At 67.4% G+C, this 16,947-nt stretch carries 15 protein-coding genes and 1 tRNA gene; 12 read left to right on the top strand and 4 right to left on the bottom strand.

The features are described from left to right. Positions 1–153: 153 nt before the first annotated feature. Positions 154–228 (bottom strand) — tRNA-Gly (locus J3A66_RS10940). A gap of 163 nt (positions 229–391) precedes the next feature. Between J3A66_RS10940 and J3A66_RS19275 the strand changes: the two genes are divergently transcribed. From J3A66_RS19275 to J3A66_RS10970, 7 genes are all read left to right on the top strand, one after another. After that, positions 392–1,189, top strand: a complete 798-nt coding sequence (locus J3A66_RS19275; RefSeq protein WP_348634036.1) for a hypothetical protein — start codon at positions 392–394, stop codon at positions 1,187–1,189. After that, positions 1,158–2,663: a DNA polymerase Y family protein gene (locus tag J3A66_RS10945; protein ID WP_245337034.1), complete on the top strand. Its 1,506-nt coding sequence runs from the start codon at positions 1,158–1,160 to the stop codon at positions 2,661–2,663. The genes J3A66_RS19275 and J3A66_RS10945 overlap by 32 nt, the downstream gene beginning before the upstream one ends. A 7-nt stretch (positions 2,664–2,670) precedes the next feature. Continuing rightward, entirely contained in the window at positions 2,671–6,054 is a 3,384-nt protein-coding gene (locus J3A66_RS10950) for an error-prone DNA polymerase (RefSeq protein ID WP_348634037.1), read from the top strand. Positions 6,055–6,142: 88 nt separating this feature from the next. Further along, the gene (locus J3A66_RS10955; protein ID WP_107931105.1) at positions 6,143–7,039 is read left to right on the top strand and encodes a tetratricopeptide repeat protein; all 897 of its coding nucleotides are present in this window, start codon (positions 6,143–6,145) and stop codon (positions 7,037–7,039) included. After that, positions 7,036–7,638 carry an LON peptidase substrate-binding domain-containing protein gene (locus J3A66_RS10960; RefSeq protein ID WP_031395355.1) on the top strand — a complete coding sequence of 201 codons (603 nt, stop codon included), beginning with the start codon at positions 7,036–7,038 and terminating at the stop codon, positions 7,636–7,638. The genes J3A66_RS10955 and J3A66_RS10960 overlap by 4 nt, the downstream gene beginning before the upstream one ends. Next, positions 7,635–7,823 (top strand): Trm112 family protein, encoded by a 189-nt coding sequence (locus J3A66_RS10965; RefSeq protein ID WP_031395356.1) that lies wholly within the window; start codon positions 7,635–7,637, stop codon positions 7,821–7,823. Before J3A66_RS10960 ends, J3A66_RS10965 begins: the two co-directional genes overlap by 4 nt. After that, on the top strand, positions 7,823–8,455 hold the full coding sequence (locus tag J3A66_RS10970) for a DUF2238 domain-containing protein (RefSeq protein WP_209568898.1): 633 nt from the start codon (positions 7,823–7,825) through the stop codon (positions 8,453–8,455). Before J3A66_RS10965 ends, J3A66_RS10970 begins: the two co-directional genes overlap by 1 nt. On the opposite strand, the gene J3A66_RS10975 is transcribed toward J3A66_RS10970, so the two are convergent. Continuing rightward, entirely contained in the window at positions 8,437–9,651 is a 1,215-nt protein-coding gene (locus J3A66_RS10975; protein WP_209568900.1) for a UbiH/UbiF/VisC/COQ6 family ubiquinone biosynthesis hydroxylase, read from the bottom strand. The two genes, J3A66_RS10970 and J3A66_RS10975, sit on opposite strands and share 19 nt — an antisense overlap. Positions 9,652–9,794: 143 nt before the next feature. Here J3A66_RS10975 and J3A66_RS10980 point away from each other — a divergent pair, with 143 nt between their 5' ends. The 5 genes from J3A66_RS10980 to J3A66_RS11000 all read left to right on the top strand — a co-directional run bounded on the left by J3A66_RS10980 (position 9,795) and on the right by J3A66_RS11000 (position 15,552). After that, complete coding sequence (locus J3A66_RS10980; RefSeq protein WP_209568902.1) at positions 9,795–12,110, top strand: DNA translocase FtsK; 2,316 nt, start codon at positions 9,795–9,797, stop codon at positions 12,108–12,110. A 216-nt stretch (positions 12,111–12,326) separates the two neighbouring features. Further along, the gene (locus J3A66_RS10985) at positions 12,327–12,947 is read left to right on the top strand and encodes an outer membrane lipoprotein carrier protein LolA (protein WP_031395416.1); all 621 of its coding nucleotides are present in this window, start codon (positions 12,327–12,329) and stop codon (positions 12,945–12,947) included. A gap of 261 nt (positions 12,948–13,208) precedes the next feature. Continuing rightward, positions 13,209–13,991: an exodeoxyribonuclease III gene (locus J3A66_RS10990; protein WP_056406626.1), complete on the top strand. Its 783-nt coding sequence runs from the start codon at positions 13,209–13,211 to the stop codon at positions 13,989–13,991. Beyond that, positions 13,988–15,043 carry a GTP cyclohydrolase II gene (gene ribA, locus J3A66_RS10995; RefSeq protein ID WP_245336799.1) on the top strand — a complete coding sequence of 352 codons (1,056 nt, stop codon included), beginning with the start codon at positions 13,988–13,990 and terminating at the stop codon, positions 15,041–15,043. The genes J3A66_RS10990 and ribA overlap by 4 nt, the downstream gene beginning before the upstream one ends. Continuing rightward, positions 15,040–15,552 carry a YdcF family protein gene (locus J3A66_RS11000; protein WP_209568904.1) on the top strand — a complete coding sequence of 171 codons (513 nt, stop codon included), beginning with the start codon at positions 15,040–15,042 and terminating at the stop codon, positions 15,550–15,552. The genes ribA and J3A66_RS11000 overlap by 4 nt, the downstream gene beginning before the upstream one ends. On the opposite strand, the gene J3A66_RS11005 is transcribed toward J3A66_RS11000, so the two are convergent. Then, the gene (locus J3A66_RS11005) at positions 15,549–16,232 is read right to left on the bottom strand and encodes an HAD family phosphatase (RefSeq protein WP_209568906.1); all 684 of its coding nucleotides are present in this window, start codon (positions 16,230–16,232) and stop codon (positions 15,549–15,551) included. The genes J3A66_RS11000 and J3A66_RS11005 overlap by 4 nt on opposite strands. Further along, positions 16,229–16,927, bottom strand: a complete 699-nt coding sequence (locus J3A66_RS11010) for a YggS family pyridoxal phosphate-dependent enzyme (protein WP_245336800.1) — start codon at positions 16,925–16,927, stop codon at positions 16,229–16,231. The genes J3A66_RS11005 and J3A66_RS11010 overlap by 4 nt, the downstream gene beginning before the upstream one ends. Between the last annotated feature and the right edge of the window lie 20 nt (positions 16,928–16,947).

A 16,947-nucleotide genomic window follows, 5' to 3' on the forward strand; every position in this document is an offset into this window, starting at 1 on the left:
TCGCTATCGGTCAGGGCTGCCTCAACAAATCGTCATCGTCGGACATACATAGATCAAGCATGCCGTACGCACGGCATGACAGGATCTGATGGTCTGGTGTGGGGGCTTGGAATTACCCGATCGGCAAAAGTCGCTGCCGTTCGAGGCAGCGACTGGAGCGGGCGAAGGGATTCGAACCCTCGACCCCAACCTTGGCAAGGTTGTGCTCTACCCCTGAGCTACGCCCGCTCTGGCGCCTGTGCCGCCGGTCAGTAACGACACGGTGGCGGGGTGAGGCGCGCTATTAGCCCGGGGTTTCGGATCCGGCAAGCGCCTTCTTTGCAAAATTTGCAGCGATCATCGCGAAGAATGTCCTTGGCGACTCCCCCAATAGAACATTACAAGAACAATTGTGAACGACTCGACCGCCCTGATCGCCCGCCTCAAGCGGATCGCGACGACCGGCCTGCCATCGCAGCGCGATGGCCGGGCGGTCGAGGCCTGGATGACCGAGGGCATGGCCAAGGCGCAGCTGCACGAGATCTTCGCGTCGGTCGACGATTCGGCCAGCGCCGCGGGTTTCGCGGTCGCCGCGACTCTGGCGGCGCGAGCGGTGCCGCTATTGTGGCTGCGCACCGAGGCGAGCGAGCGCCAGGGCGGGCGACTCCATGCGAACGGTCTGGTGGAAATGGGGCTCGACGTCTCGTCGCTGGTGCTCGCGCTGGTCGATGACGAGGCCAGCCTGTTGCGCACCGCCGCGGATGCCGCACGATGCCAGGGGCTGGGAACGCTGGTCATCGAATCCTGGGGTCGGGCGGCGAGCATCGACCTGACGGCGACGCGTCGGCTGATGCTGGCCGCCGAAACCTCGGGCGTGACCATCCTCAGCCTCAGGATCGACGCAGCCCCCGTGCCCAGCGCCGCCGCGACGCGATGGCAGGTGACATCGTGCCGGTCGCAACCGCTGGACGCGGACGCCCCGGGCAAGCCGGCCTTCGATATCGAATTGCTGCGTCGACGCGGAGGCCAGGCCGGCCTGCGCTGGCGCGTGGAGTGGAATCGTGACGCGTATGACTTCGAACAAGCCCTCCCCCAACCCGACATTGAAACCGGCATCGATACCGCGCCGCTATCTGGCGCTGGTATTCCCATGGTTGCCGATCGAGCGGCTGCGGACGATGCGCCCCCATCTGTTCGTCGGACGGGCTGAGGCACCGATCGCGTTCGTCGAGACGGTTGCGGGCGGGGTACGGCTCAAGTCGCTCGACCGCGAAGCGCTTCGCGCCGGGCTCGAACCCGGGCTGACGCTTGCCGATGCGCGGGCGCGCGTGCCCGGACTCGAAACCTATCAGCATGATCCGCATGCCGATCACGAATGGCTCGAGCGGCTGGCGGACGGATGTCAGCGCTATACCCCGTCGGTCGCGCTCGATGCCCCGGACGGGTTGATCCTCGACATCGCGGGCTGCGTCCATGAATTTGAGGGTGAGCGCCGGCTTGCCGCAGATCTCGAGGAACGGCTGGCCCGCCGCGGCCTGCTGGTGCGACATGCCTTTGGCGACACGCCGGATACCGCGCGGGCGCTCGCGCGGTTCGCCGGGGCGCCTGCCCCCGACGAACGCCGCGCGGTGAAGCGCCTGCCGGTTGCGGCACTCGGCCTCGATGACGATGCGACGACCGCCTTGTCGCGCGCCGGGTTGAAGACGGTGGGCGACGTGATGGCACGCCCGCTCAGCGTGATCGCGGCGCGATTCGGCGAAGACGCCGCGATGATGATCCGCAGGCTCGACGGATCGGTGAAAGGGCCGATCGTGCCGCGGCAGACGATCGCGAGGATCGGCGTCGAACGCCGCTTTGCCGAACCGATCGCGCGCACCGACTATGCGCTCGAGATCCTGTCCGAGCTTGCCACCGAGGCCGGAATCCAGCTCGCCGAACGCCATGAGGGTGGCAGGCGCTGGGAGGCGAGGCTGTTTCGCGCCGACGGGCTTGTCCAGCGGTTGCGGATCGAGACGGGCCAGCCGACGCGCGACGTCGCCGTGCTGATGCGGCTGTTCCGCGAACGCATCGACAGCCTCGCCGATCCGCTCGACCCCGGCTTCGGCTATGACCTGATCCGCCTCGATATTGCACTCGCCGAACGGCTGGATGCGACGCAGCTGAAACTGGAGGGCGGGCAGAAGGGAGACGGTCAGGACCGGGACGGCCAGAACCGGAACGTGGCGCAACTCGTAGACCAGCTCGGCACGCGGCTCGGTCGGGCACGGGTAAGGCGGTTCGCGGCGCGCGACAGCCATATCCCCGAACAGGCCGAACTGATGCTGCCGGCGGCGGACGCCGCCGCGGTCAGTGCACGCCCGGCGCCGTGGGCCGCCCCTGAATCGGGCGAACCGCCGCTGCGCCCGATCTATCTGTTCGATCCCCCGCACCCGATCGAATCGATGATGGCCGAGGTTCCGGACGGTCCGCCGCACCGGTTCCGCTGGCGCCGCACCGTCCACGACGTCGCGCACAGCGAAGGCCCCGAACGGATCGCAGGCGAATGGTGGCGGCGTCAGGACATTCCGACGCGCGATTACTACCGGGTCGAGGATCGCCGCGGCCGGCGCTTCTGGATCTTCCGGCACGGCCTGTACTCGGAGGTCGAGACCCCGCGCTGGTATCTCCACGGCGTCTTCGCATGACCGCGCCGTGACCGCCTTTGCCGATTCCGCCTTTGCCGAACTCGTCGCGGCGACCAATTTCTCGTTCCTCGACGGCGCGAGCGATGCCGGAACCATGGTCGGTCGCGCGGTCGAGCTGGGCCTTGGCGGCATCGGCATCGCCGACCGCAACACCGTCGCCGGCGTGGTCCGCGCGCACCAGGCGTTGAAGAAGGCCAAAGACGGACTGCTGGGGATGATGCTGCCGCCGATCGACTTCCGGCTGATCGTCGGGGCGCGGCTGGTGTTCGAGGACGGGACCCCCGACATCGTCGCCTATCCTTCGACCCGGCGTGGCTGGGGGCGACTGACCCGTTTGCTCACCGTCGGCAACCGACGTGCCGAGAAAGGCGGCTGCATCCTCGGTCTCGGCGACCTGATCGCGCATCATGCCGACATGATGCTGGTGGTGATGCCCGAGAGCAGCGCGCGTGGCGCAACGGCCGTCTCGCCGCTGCCCGACGGTGACACGCTGCCCGAACGCCGCGACCGCGACCTGTCGAGCGTCCTCCACGCGGTGAAGCGGCTGGGGGCGGACTGTGTCTGGCTCGGCGTGACGATGCCGCGCGGCGGACGCGATCGGCGGCGGCTGGCACGGTTGGCGGGGCTCGCCGACGCGGCGGGCATACCCGTGCTCGCGACCACCGACGCGCTCTATGCCTATCCCGACGACCGCGATCTGCACGACATCGTCACCTGCATCCGCGAAGGCACCAGCATCCACAAGGCCGGTCGCCTGCTCGCCGCCAATGGCGAACGCCATCTGAAGGACACGGACGAGATGGCGCGGCTGTTCCGCGATCGTCCCGATGCGGTCGGGCAAAGCGCCCGCCTGATGGCGCGGATCGCGTTCTCGCTCGACGACCTGCGCTACGAATATCCGCATGAGCCTGTCCCGCCGGGATGGGAGGCGCAGGACTGGCTGGAGCATCTCGTATGGCAGACCGCGCTCGAACGCTATGACGACCGCGTACCCGACAGGATGCTGGCGCTGCTCCATGAGGAGTTCACGCTGATCCGCGAGAAGAACTACGCCTATTACTTCCTGACCGTCTCCGACATCGTCCGGTTTGCGCGCAGCTGCGACCCGCCGATCCTGTGTCAGGGGCGCGGCTCGGCGGCCAATTCGGTGGTCTGCTATCTGCTCGGCGTCACCTCGGTCGATCCGATGAAATACGACCTGCTCTTCTCGCGCTTCGTGTCCAGCGAACGCGACGAGCCCCCCGATATCGACGTCGATTTTGAGCATGAACGGCGCGAGGAGGTGATGCAGTATATCTATCGCCGCTATGGTCGCGACCGCGCGGCGATCGCCGCGACGGTGATCCATTATCGCCCCAAGAGCACGGTGCGCGAGGTCGGCAAGGCGCTGGGCCTGACCGAAGACGTGACGCAGAAACTGACGAGCACGGTCTGGGGCAGTTTTTCGAGCCGGTTCGACGAACGCCGCTTCACTGAAACCGGGTTCGATCCCGACAATCCCGAGATCGCGCGGCTTCGCGAGATGGTCGACCGGCTGCTCGAATTCCCGCGGCATCTGTCACAGCATGTCGGCGGGTTCGTGCTGACGCAGGGACGGCTCGACGAAATGGTGCCGATCCACAACGGTGCGATGGCGGACCGCACCTTCATCGAATGGGACAAGGATGATATCGACGCGCTGGGGCTGATGAAGGTCGATATCCTCGCGCTCGGCATGCTGACCTGCATCCGCAAGAGCTTCGACCTGATGCGCGAGCATGGCCACGGCGATCACCTGCTCGACACGATTGCGGTGGCCGAGGACGACCGTGTCTATGACATGCTGTGCAGGGGCGACAGTATCGGCGTGTTCCAGGTCGAAAGCCGCGCGCAGATCAACATGCTGCCACGGCTGCGTCCGCGCAAACTCTATGATCTGGTCGTACAGGTCGCGATCGTCCGCCCCGGACCGATCGAGGGCGACATGGTCCATCCCTATCTCCGCCGCCGCAGCGGCAAGGAGAAGGTCGACTTCCCCTCGCCTCACCCGCGTTTCGGCCCGCCCGACGAACTTCAGCAGCTGCTCCGCTTCACCTATGGCGTGCCGCTGTTCCAGGAACAGGCGATGAAGCTGGCGATCGTCGCGGCCGGGTTCACGCCGGGCGAGGCGAACCAGTTGCGCAAGTCGATGGCAACGTTCCGCAAGGTCGGCGGCATGGATAATTTCCAGGCCAAGCTGATCGGCGGCATGGTCCGCCGCGGCTATGAGGCGGAGTTCGCCGAACGCTGTTTCAAACAGATCGAGGGGTTCGGATCCTACGGCTTTCCCGAAAGCCACGCGCTGTCGTTCGCACGGCTTGTCTATGTCTCGTCGTGGATCAAATGCTTCCACCCCGCGGTGTTCACCTGCGCGCTGCTCAATTCGCAGCCCATGGGGTTCTACGCCCCGGCACAGCTGGTGCGCGACGCGGTCGAACACGGGGTGACCGTGCTGCCCGTCGACGTGAATGCGAGCCTGTGGGACAATGGCCTCGAAGCCGGCACCACGGCCGGGCAGGAATCGTTGCGCCTCGGCTTTAGGCAGGTCGACGGGTTCCGCGCGGAATGGGCGCTCACCCTCGTCGCGGCGCGCACGCGCGCGCGCTTCACCGGGATCGAGGACCTTGCCCGCCGCGCCGACCTGCCGCAGCGCGCGATGAACCTGCTCGCCGATGCGGATGCGTTCCGCTCGCTCGCCAAGGATCGCCGCGAGGCGCTCTGGGACGTCCGCCGCACCCCGCCCAAACAGCTCGCGCTGTTCGCCGCCGCCGACGTGCCCGAGCTGGGCGTCGAACCCGATGCACAGCTTCCCGCGATGCCCCTGTCCGAACAGGTCGCCGCCGATTACCAGACGACTGGCCTGTCGCTGAAGGCGCATCCGATGGCGTTCCTGCGGGATCGCTTCGCCGCCGAGGGGATCCTGTCGAGCGCGCAGGCCTGTGCCACCAGGGACGGCCGGCGCGCCAGGGTCGCGGGCATCGTCCTCGTCCGCCAGCGCCCGGGCAAGGGCAATGCGATCTTCGTGACGATCGAGGACGAGACCGGCGTCACCAACGGGCTGATCTGGGCGCGCGATTTCGAGGCGAACCGCCGCGCGGTGATGGCCTCGCGGCTGATGGTTCTCGAAGGGGTGATCCAGCGCAGTGAGGAAGGTGTCACGCATCTGATCGCATCGCGCGTCCAGGATCGCAGCGCGATGCTACGGTTCCTGTCCGAGGACCATGCGCTCGACGCGCCATTGTGCCGCGCGGACGAAGTGGTCCGTTCCGTCCCGACGCGCAGTCCGGATTCACGGTCATCTCTGTCGCAACCCTCGCGCGCCCAGCATCCCCGCGACGTGCGTGTCCTGCCCAAGTCACGCGACTTCCATTGAGAGTGTCGGTAAGATGGTGGCAATCACCGCGCCGCCGCCCCAGATAGCGCACAGTTCAATACGGGAGTGTATGTTGGCCACGCTTGGAATGTCGCCTGCCGAGAAGGACGCCGTCGAGGCGTTCCGTCGCGATGTCGTCGAACCGTCGATGACGAAACTCGTGATCATCGACTTCTGGGCGGAATGGTGCGGGCCGTGCAAGGCGCTCGGGCCGACGCTCGAAAAGGTCGCCGCCGATTATGCGGACAAGGGCGTCGTGCTGGCGAAGGTCGATACCGACAAGAACCAGTTCATTGCCGCGCAATTCCAGATCAAGTCGATCCCGACCGTCTATGCGATGTACCAGGGACAGCTGGTCGCCGACATGACCAGCGCACGCACCGATTCACAGCTGCGCGTGATCCTCGATCAGTTGCTCAAGCAGCTGCCGATCGAAGCGGAGGCCAATACCGACGCCCCCGACATCGAACCGCTGATCGCGATGGGTGAGGAGGTCCTTGCCGATGGTGATGGGGAACGCGCGCTGGGGATCTTCCGCCAGATCGCCGACATGGCGCCCGAGCACCCCGCGGTCCATGCCGGCTTCGTCCGCGCGCTCGTCCTGACCGGGCAGCTCGACGAGGCGGCAGACTGGCTTGCGAATCTGGACCCCGCGATCGCCAAGGATCCGGCAATCCACCGCGCGCAGGCCGCGCTGGCGCTGGCCCAGTCCGCGCCGCCGGTCGCCGACCTGTCGCCGCTGATCGCCGCGGTCGAGGCAGCACCAGACGACCTGGCCGCACGCTTCGCGCTCGCCAACGGCCAGATGGCGGCGAACGACCGCGATGCCGCCGCGGACAGCTTCCTCGCCATCATCGCTGCGGATCGCGACTGGAACGAGAGCGCCGCGCGGACGCAGTTGCTGAAATTGTTCGAGGTGGTGGGCCTCGAGGATCCCTGGGTCTCTGGACAGCGGCGGCGCCTGTCTGCGATCCTGTTCGGATGACGACCCGGCTCTCCATCTTCCCCCTGCCCGGCGCGCTGCTGTTCCCGGGCATGCAGTTGCCGCTGCACCTGTTCGAGCCGCGCTATCGGGCAATGATCAGCGACGCGATGGCGCGCGACCGGCGGATCGGCATGATCCAGCCACGCGGTGATGATGGAGAGCTCTACGCACTGGGCTGCGTCGGCAAGATCGCCGAGGTCGAGGCGCTGGAGGACGGGCGGTACAATGTCGTGCTCGAGGGCGTCGCGATGTTCCGCATCGTCCGCGAACTCGATGTCACCACGCCCTTCCGCCAGGTCGAGGCCGAATTGCTGCCGGTGATCGAGGATGACACGCTGTCGCTCGGCCGGCGCTCGTCGCTCGAACTCGAATCGCGTCGCTTTGCCGACGTGCAGGGCTATGCGGTCGACTGGGACGCGGTCGCGCGGCTCGACGACGAGAGCCTGGTCAACGGCATCGCGCAGATCGCCCCGTTCGATTCCGCCGCCAAGCAGGCGCTGCTAGAGGCCCCCGACATCGAAACGCGCGCCGAACTGATCATCCAGCTGATGCAGTTCTTCGGGCGACATGACGGCGACGAACAGGTGACGCTGCAATGAGCGGGCTCGATCCCTGGCTGCTCGAACGCCTCGTCTGTCCGGTGTCGCGCACACCCTTGCGCTACGACGAGGCCGCGCAGGAACTGATCTCCGACGCCGCCGGGCTCGCCTATCCGATCCGTGACGGCGTGCCGGTGATGCTGGTCGAAGAGGCGCGGCCAATCGATGGTGCTGCAACCGCCTGATGTCGAAACCCGACCGCCGCCTCGTCATCCTAGGGGTGGCCTGGAGCATCGGGCTCGCGGCATCGGGATGGTCGCCCTTCGACCGCGCCACTTGGTGGATGGAGGTGGCGCCCGTCCTGATCGCCTTTCCGATCCTGGTGGCGCTGCGCCACCGGTTCGCCTTCACCCCTCTGGCGCTATCCCTGATCGCGTTTCACGGCTTCGTGCTGATGCTGGGTGGCGCCTATAGCTATGCCCGCGTCCCGGTCGGTTTCATGGTGCAGGACTGGCTGCATCTCGCGCGCAATCCCTATGACCGGTTCGGTCACCTGATCCAGGGGTTCGTCCCCGCGATCGTGCTGCGCGAGCTGTTGATCCGGGGTCGGCATATCGCGTCGCCACGGCTGCTGCCCGTTACCCTCCTTGCCTGTTGCCTCGCCATCAGCGCGTTGTACGAACTGATCGAATTCGGCGCGGCGGTTTCGCTCGGCGAGGGCGCAGACGCGTTTCTCGGTACGCAGGGCGACCCTTGGGATACGCAGTGGGACATGCTCATGTGCCTGATCGGCGCCGCACTCGCCGTCATGCTGCTGTCCCGCCCGCACGATCGCCAGATCGCGCGGACGGGTGATGGTCAGATCGTCAGGCCCTGAAGCAGCTTGGGCAGGTCGCCGCTCTCGCCGCGCGCCTCTGCCATGAAGCGATCCTTGAGCGGCGGTAGCGCGTTGACCGCGCTGATGCCGAAGCGGCGCACCGCGCTCGCGGTCTTGCCGGGCATGCCGAACAGCCGGGTCAGCGTGTCGGTCGCGGCCGCGGTCATGAACGTGTCGAGCCCGCGCCAGCGCTGATAGCGCGCGAGAAGCGCCGCGTCGCCAAGATCGAGGCCGAGGCGTTTGCCCTCGACCAGCACCTCGGCGAGTGTCGCCACGTCGCGAAAGCCGAGATTGAGCCCCTGTCCCGCGATCGGGTGGATGCCGTGCGCCGCATCGCCGACCAGCGCGAGCCGCGTGTCGGTGATCCGGGCGGCATGCTGAAAGCCGAGCGGATAGGAGGAGCGCGGCGTCAGCGTCGACAGCTCGCCGAGAAAGCCGCCCATGCGCTTGGTCGCTTCGGCGAGGAAGGCGCGGTCACCCATCTTGAGCATGCCCGCTGCGTTCTTCGTGTCGACCGTCCACACGATCGCCGAGCGATGCCCCTCCGCATCGTCGGGCAGGGGCAGCAACGCGAACGGGCCGCTGGCGTAGAAGATCTCGTAGGCGACATCCTCATGCGAGCGTTCGTGATGAAAGGCGGCGATGATCGCGGTGTGATCATAGGACCAGTGCGCCATCGTGATCCCAGCGGCCTCGCGCGTCGGCGACTTGCGCCCCTCGGCGACGACGACCAGCGGCGCGCGGACCACCGCGCCCGAATCGAGCGTCGCGGTCACCTCCGCAGCGCTGCGGTCAAGGTCGGTGGCGCGCGTCATCATCCGCAGATCGACATGCGCCGCCGCGCTCGCGGCATCGAACAGCGTGTGACGGAGCAGCTTGTTCTCGTACATCGTGCCCAGCGCGCCGTCGTCCGCGGCGGGGACGAAATCGAGCTTGCCCGGTTCCAGCCCGTCGCTGACGCGGATCTGGCGGATCGCGCAGCCCTGCCCCGCCAGCGTCGCGCCGACGCCGATCGCATCGAGCATCCGGTGGCTCGCGCTCGCGACGGCCGAGGCGCGGCCATCGAAGCCCGGCGCCAGCGTGACCGCGGGGTCCGCCGGATCGATCACGATCGTCGAGATGCCGTGCACGTCGAGCGCCACGGCGAGCGTCGCACCGACCAGCCCGCCACCGAGGATGAGTACATCTGTGTCCATGTTGCCGCTCTATCCCGCCCGCCCGCCGCTGCCAACGTCGATCCGGGGTCGCTTTAACCCGTGTTGTCGCGTGCTCGCCTTGACGTCGGACCCGCCCGGCGCGATGAAAAGTCGGATTTTCGCACATTGAAGGATTTGAGGTCATGGCCAGCCGCGCGCAGCCAGCCTTATGGCGTGAGACGGTAAAGGCAGGAGCGGTGCGCAGCGGCGCGCTGATCGCCGCGATCGCGCTGTTCGTCGCGACGTTGCTGATGGCGCTTGCGCTGGCCAGCTATCATGCCAGCGATCCGGCGTTGAACACCGCGTCGGGCGGCTATCCGGCCAACCTGATCGGCCCGCCGGGCGCGTGGTTCGCCGATATCGCGCTGTCGCTGTTCGGCCCTGCCGTCGCGCTGCTGCTGCCGGTCGGGCCGATCCTCGCGATGCGGCTGTGGCGCGACCTGCCGGTCGGACGCTGGGCACGGATGCTGCGCGGTGCGGCGCTCGGCGTCGCGCTGATGGCCAGCGCGCTCGCCTTCGTGTCCGACGCGTCGGTGCTCGCACTTCCCGCAGGCTGGGGTGGCATCATCGGCCTGTCGGTCGCCAATGCGGTGCATTGGGGTCTTGGATTCCTGGGCCAGCCGGTCGCCGAACTCTGGTCGGCGCGCGCCGTCGGGCTCGTCGCCGCGATCGCGGGTGCGATCATCTGGGGCAAGAGCATCGAGATCGATCTGGGCGAGCGCAGGTGGCGCTTCCGGCGCAACCGGATCCCGGCGCTCGGCTATGATGACGGGGCCGACGGCTATGTCGCTGGGCCTGACGACGAGGACGAGCCGCTGACGCTGACGCGCAAGCCCGTCGAGCCGCGCGCGATCGCCGAACCCGATCCACGCCCCGCGCCCGTCATCGCCGACCGCCAGAACGCGCCGTCGCAGGCGAAACCCAAGGAACGCCAGCTCGACCTGCGCGACAATTACACGTTGCCGAGCGTCGACCTGCTGACGCCGTCGCCGCCGAGCCAGGGCAATGTCGTCGACAAGGCCGGGCTCGAGCGCAACGCGCGGCTGCTGGAGAACGTGCTCGACGATTTCCACGTCAAGGGATCGATCATCGAGGTGCGGCCGGGCCCGGTCGTGACAATGTACGAGCTCGAGCCCGCGCCCGGCATCAAGGCGAGCCGCGTGATCGCGCTGGCCGACGACATCGCGCGCAACATGTCGGCGATCTCCGCACGCGTCGCGGTGATCCCGGGACGCAACGTGATCGGCATCGAACTGCCCAATGCACGGCGCGAGGCGGTGTCGCTGCACGAGCTCGTTGGCAGCCAGACGTTCGAGGATCAGGCCGCGCAGCTGCCGATCATCCTGGGCAAGAACATCGCGGGCGATTCGGTGATCGCCGATCTCGCGCCGATGCCGCATCTGCTGGTCGCGGGTACGACGGGGTCGGGCAAGTCGGTCGGCCTCAACAGCATGATCCTGTCGCTGCTGTACAAGCTGACGCCGAACCAGTGCCGGATGATCATGATCGATCCGAAGATGCTCGAACTGAGCATGTACGACGACATCCCGCATCTGCTGTCGCCGGTCGTGACCGATCCCGCCAAGGCGGTACGCGCGCTCAAATGGGCGGTCGAGACGATGGAGGATCGCTATCGCCAGATGTCCTCCGTCGGCGTGCGCAGCCTCGCCGGCTTCAACGACAAGGTGCGTGGTGCCAAGGCCAAGGGGCAACCGCTGGGTCGGAAGGTGCAGACCGGCTATCACCCCGACACCGGCGCGCCAATGTACGAGGAGGAGAAGCTCGAATATGACGTGCTGCCGCAGATCGTGGTGATCGTCGACGAGCTGGCCGACCTGATGATGACCGCGGGCAAGGAGGTCGAATTCCTCATCCAGCGGCTCGCGCAGAAGGCGCGCGCGGCGGGCATCCACCTGATCATGGCGACTCAGCGGCCGTCGGTCGACGTCATCACCGGCGTCATCAAGGCAAACCTGCCGACCCGGATCAGCTTCCACGTCACGTCGAAGATCGATTCGCGCACCATTCTCGGCGAACAGGGCGCCGAACAGCTGCTCGGCAAGGGCGACATGCTCTACATGCCCGGCGGCAAGGGCATCGTCCGCGTCCACGGTCCGTTCGTCAGCGACGACGAGGTCCGGCTGGTGGCGGATCACTGGCGGTCGCAGGGCCTGCCCGATTACATCTCGTCGGTAACCGAGGAGCCCGAGGACGGCTTCACGCTCGAAGGCTCGCCGACCGGCGAGGATTCGGCGGAGGACCAGCAATATCGCAACGCCATCCAGCTGGTCTGCGAATCGCAAAAGGCGTCGACCTCGTGGCTGCAGCGGCAGTTGCGGATCGGCTACAACTCGGCGGCGCGATTGATCGAGCGGATGGAAAAGGACGGCATCGTCGGCCGGCCCGATCATGTCGGACGCCGCGAGGTCCTGCGGGATACCGAAGGGCATGCGATCTAAAGGGGTGTTGTGGGGGGCATATCCAAGGCCCCCCTTGCCCGTCATCCCAACGACGGCTGGGATCCAGAGCCACAAGACCCGGCCTATGCGGCTCTGGATCCTGGGTCGAGCCCAGGATGACGGAGGCTCTGGCGGCGATGACCCGATACTCACGCATCCCAGTTCACAGCCGGTTCAAGCCGGGCCCGGCATTGCCCGGCGTCCAAGGAGATTTCGATGTTCAACACCCGCCCCGCGGTGATCGCGACGATCGCCGCCCTCTCGGTCGCCGCCGTGCCGTCACCGATCGCCGCACAGGCGACCGGCGACCTCGCCGCCGTCCAGAAGCACCTGCAATCGGTCACGACGATGACCGCCGACTTCTCGCAGGCGGATCGCAACGGCAAGGTGCTGACCGGCGTGCTGACGCTCAAGAAGCCGGGCAAGCTGCGGTTTCAATATGAGAAGGGCGTGCCGATCCTGATCGTCGCCGAGGGCGGCGCGCTGACCTTCATCGACTATTCGGTGAAGCAGGTGCAGCGCTGGCCGATCAAGAATTCGCCGCTCGGCGTGCTGCTCGACCCGAGCCGCGACATCACGCGCTATGCCAAGCTGGTGCCCGGCTATGACAACCGTGTCGTCTCGGTCGAGGCGAACGACCCCAAGCATCCCGAATATGGCCGCATCACCTTGGTCTTCGCACGCGATGCCGCCGCCCCCGGCGGGCTGATGCTGCAAGGCTGGGTCGCGCTCGACAGCCAGAACAACCGAACCACCATACGCCTGTCCAAGCAGAAATTCGGCGGACCGGTCAGCGACAACACCTTCCGGTGGAACGACCCGCGCCGGACCCGGTGAGTCTGGTCACCTCCTGAAAATGAACGGCATTGTCGTTTCATTCATCCCGGCGACAGGTTCCTGGCGCTAGGGGCTGAGTCGCGGATGTGGGGCATTCGGGATTTTTCCCCCTGTTGCCCGGATGGTGTCCCCATTGTCTGCCTGCGTGACGAACGCTGAGTCGGCCCTCGCTCCACGCCCCCGGAGCGGGGGTCTTTTCGTTGATCGGCACGCCGCCGCGCGATCCTTGTCGCCACCCCCACGCGGCGCTACATCGCACGCGTGAAAATCGTCTCCTGGAACATCAACTCGGTCCGCTTCCGGATCGCCATCGTCGAGCAGTTTCTGAAGGAAGCCGCGCCCGACATCCTGTGCCTCCAGGAAACCAAGGTCGTCGACGACGACTTCCCCTTCGAAACGTTCCGCGCGCTCGGCTATGAGCATATCGTGCTCCACGGCCAGCGCATGCATCACGGCGTCGCGATCCTGAGCAAGGTGCCGATCGTCGCCGACGACCGGTTCGACTGGCAGGCGAACAGCGAAGCCCGCCACGTCGGCGTACGCCTGGAAAACGGCGTGCGGCTGGAGAATGTCTATATTCCTGCGGGCGGCGATGTCCCCGACCGCGACGCCAATCCGAAATTCGGCCAGAAGCTGGATTTTCTGGAGCGGATGACGCGCTGGTCGGAAACGCTGAGCGGCCCGACGATCCTGGTCGGCGATTTCAACATCGCGCCGCTCGAGGCGGACGTCTGGAGCCACAAGCAGCTGCTCGACGTCGTCAGCCACACGCCGGTCGAGGTCGAAGCGCTGGCCCGGCTCCAGGCCGCGGGAAACTGGGTCGATCTCGGCCGCCGCTTCCATCCCGCCCCCGCGCGGCTGTTCACCTGGTGGAGCTACCGCGCGAAGGACTGGGCGACGTCCGATCGCGGGCGGCGGCTCGATCACATGTGGGCGACGGGCGCGGCCGCGGACGCCGCGATCGCGCATCACGTCTTCGAGCCGTGCCGCAGCTGGCTCAAGCCCTCCGACCATATCCCGATCCTGACCGAGTTCGCCTTTTGAGCGATCGCCCCAATCCGCGCGCCGCAGCCCGCGCGGTCGATGCCCTGCGCCGCGGCTGGCCGATCGCGATCGACGGACTGACGTTGCTCGCGGTCGAGACGGCGGACGCGGACCGGCTCGCGACATTCGATCCGCCGGCGACCGGCGGGGTGCTGATCTCGTCGGGACGGGCGGTGACGCTGAAGCTCGCCAATCAGCTCGAGGCGGCCGACCCGACCGCTCCCGTCCTGGTCGATCGCGCGCCCTGGATCGACTTTCCCGCGGCGACCGCGCTTGCCGATCCGCAGTTCGACCTCGCGACGCCGCTCAAGGGTCCGTTCCGCACCCTGCCCGTCCCGCATCCCGACGCCGCCGCGGCGGCGTTGCGGCTCGCACGGATCGCCGGGCTGTTGCCCGCCTTCTTCCTGGGCAGCGGTGCGCCCGAGGCGACCGCGACCGCCGCCGATATCGACGCGCATGAGGATGCGACCCGGCTCGTCATCGCGACGCGGGCGCGGCTGCCGGTCGAGGGTGCGGAGGATGCCGAGATCGTCGCCTTCCGTTCGCCGGAAAGCGCCGACGAACATATCGCCCTCCTGATCGGACAGCCGAACGGCGATGCCCCGCTCGTCCGGCTGCACAGTGAATGCCTGACCGGTGACGTGCTCGGCAGCCTCAAATGCGACTGCGGGCCCCAGCTCCACGCCGCGATCCATGCGATCCGGCACAGCGGCTGGGGCATATTGCTCTATCTGCGGCAGGAAGGGCGCGGCATCGGCCTGGTCAACAAGCTGCGCGCCTATGCGCTGCAGGATCAGGGGTTCGACACGGTCGATGCGAACACCCGGCTGGGCTTTGCGATCGATGCACGCGATTTCGGCGTTGCCGCGCGGATGCTGAGTCTGCTCGGCCAGAACCGGGTCCGGTTGCTCACCAACAATCCGGCCAAGGTCGCCGGGCTCGAGGCGACCGGCGTGACGGTCGCGGAGCGCGTCCCCCATGCGCTGCCCGCCAACCCGCACAATGCCCGCTATCTCGCGACCAAGCGCGACCGCACCGGACATCAGCTTTGATCGATATACCTCCCTCGCGGCGGCTGATCGTCGTGTTCGGCGCCGCGGTCCGTGCGGATGGCAGCCCGAGCCCGACGCTCGAGCGACGGATCGCGTTCGCGGCAGCGGCGGCGGCACGCTATACCGAGGCCGATCTGTTCTGTTCGGGGGCGATCGGCCGTCATGGTCCGTCGGAGGCGTCGGTGATGGCCGATCGGCTGGCGGAAACGGTCGATCGGTCGCGGATCCATCTCGACGAAGCCAGTCTCGATACACTGCAGAGCGTGGTCGCAGCCACCCGGTTCGCCCGCGCGGGGCATTATGCCCAGTGCATGATCTGCACCGACGGCTATCACCAGCCGCGCATCCGCATGTTGTTCGCAATGTTGGGGATGCCCGCCAGCGCGATTCACGTCCCACATGGCGGCAGCCGCCGCTACCAGATCAAGATGCGCGCACGCGAGGCTGCGGCGATCCCCTATGACCTGGTCGCGGGCGTCGGCGCGATCCTGCGCAGGCGGCGGGCCTAGGCCCCCTCTCGCAGGACGCGCGCCACCGCGTCGAAATCGTCGGCCAGCGCATCGACGCCGATCGCCTTGAGCCGCGCGCCGTGATTCGGCCCGCAATGCGACCCCGCCGACAGTCCGATGACATAGCCGCCCGAGGCCACCGCGCCGGTCGCGCCGACCGGGGAATCCTCGAGGATCGCGGTCCGGCCGATGTCGACGCCCAGCCGTTCGGCACCGTAGAGATAGAGATCAGGCGCAGGCTTGCCGTTCGTGACATGCTCGCGGCCACTATAGAGATGATCGCCGAACGCGTCGCGCAGGCCGATATGGTCGAGGTGCCGCGCGATCCAGCGGGTCGGGCTCGACGAGACGATCGCCTTGGGCAGATCGGCCGGCAAGGCGCGGACGAAGGCGACCGCACCCGCGATCGCATCGATACCCGCGGCCATTACGCGGTCGTCCTCCGCCTTGCGCGCCGCGTAGAACGCCTCGGGCAGCGGCCGGTCGATCCAGCGCTCGATCGCGTCGACGAATTGCGGCCCGGCAAGCCCCATGAAGTTCGCCATCGACTCCTCCGGGGTGATCGGGTGCCCCGCAGCGGTCAGCCATTCGGCGATATGCCGGTTGCCGAGCGCCTCGCTGTCGATCAGCACACCGTCGAAATCGAACAGCAGCGCATCGAACCGGACTGCACCGGTCATGCGCGATGCCCCCGCGCGCCGAACAGTGCGCTGCCGATCCGGACGTGCGTCGCGCCGATCGTCACCGCGGTCTCGAAATCATCGGACATGCCCATGCTCAGCCCCGACAGCCCGCAATCGCGCGCAAGCTTTGCCAGCAGCGCGAAATAGGGCGCAGGCTCGACGTCGGCGGGAGGCAGGCACATCAGCCCCGCAACCGGGAGGTCGGCCGCGCGGGCCGCGTCGAGCAGCGCGGGCAGGTCGGCGATCGCACAGCCGCCCTTTTGCGGCTCATCACCGATATTCACCTGGAGATAGCAGTCGGGCCGCCGTCCGCTCTCGCGCATCGCCTTGCCGAGCGCCGTGACCAGCGACGGACGATCGACGACATGGATGCAGTCGAACAGCGCGACCGCGTCCGCCGCCTTATTCGACTGCAATTGCCCGATCAGGTGCAGGACGACGTCGGGGTATCGCGCCTTGAGCGCTGGCCATTTGTCCGCCGCTTCCTGGACGCGGTTCTCGCCGAATACCCGCTGACCCTGTTCGAGCAGGGGTTCGATCGCCGCCGCCGGATGAGTCTTCGACACCGCGATCAAGGCGACGTCCTCGGGCTTGCGACCGGCAATCTCGGCGGCCTTGGCGATCCGCGCGCGGATCTCGGCCAGGCGCTCCGCGCGGTCGGTTTCGTCGGTCATGCCGTTCGTGTCTGTCATGCGGGGCGCTATAGGCAGCA

The sequence above is a fragment of the Sphingomonas sp. PvP018 genome (genome assembly GCF_017876865.1).
In the GTDB taxonomy this organism is placed as follows: domain Bacteria; phylum Pseudomonadota; class Alphaproteobacteria; order Sphingomonadales; family Sphingomonadaceae; genus Sphingomonas; species Sphingomonas aerolata.

Bases quoted from the DNA above. Each gene is read 5' to 3' on its own strand.
- J3A66_RS10945 (WP_245337034.1), top strand. From the start codon at position 1,158: ATGCGCCCCCATCTGTTCGTCGGACGGGCTGAGGCACCGATCGCGTTC.
- J3A66_RS10955 (WP_107931105.1), top strand. From the start codon at position 6,143: ATGTCGCCTGCCGAGAAGGACGCCGTCGAGGCGTTCCGTCGCGATGTC.
- J3A66_RS10960 (WP_031395355.1), top strand. From the start codon at position 7,036: ATGACGACCCGGCTCTCCATCTTCCCCCTGCCCGGCGCGCTGCTGTTC.
- J3A66_RS10965 (WP_031395356.1), top strand. From the start codon at position 7,635: ATGAGCGGGCTCGATCCCTGGCTGCTCGAACGCCTCGTCTGTCCGGTG.
- J3A66_RS10970 (WP_209568898.1), top strand. From the start codon at position 7,823: ATGTCGAAACCCGACCGCCGCCTCGTCATCCTAGGGGTGGCCTGGAGC.
- J3A66_RS10975 (WP_209568900.1), bottom strand. From the start codon at position 9,651: ATGGACACAGATGTACTCATCCTCGGTGGCGGGCTGGTCGGTGCGACG.
- J3A66_RS10980 (WP_209568902.1), top strand. From the start codon at position 9,795: ATGGCCAGCCGCGCGCAGCCAGCCTTATGGCGTGAGACGGTAAAGGCA.
- J3A66_RS10985 (WP_031395416.1), top strand. From the start codon at position 12,327: ATGTTCAACACCCGCCCCGCGGTGATCGCGACGATCGCCGCCCTCTCG.
- J3A66_RS11005 (WP_209568906.1), bottom strand. From the start codon at position 16,232: ATGACCGGTGCAGTCCGGTTCGATGCGCTGCTGTTCGATTTCGACGGT.
- J3A66_RS11010 (WP_245336800.1), bottom strand. From the start codon at position 16,927: ATGACAGACACGAACGGCATGACCGACGAAACCGACCGCGCGGAGCGC.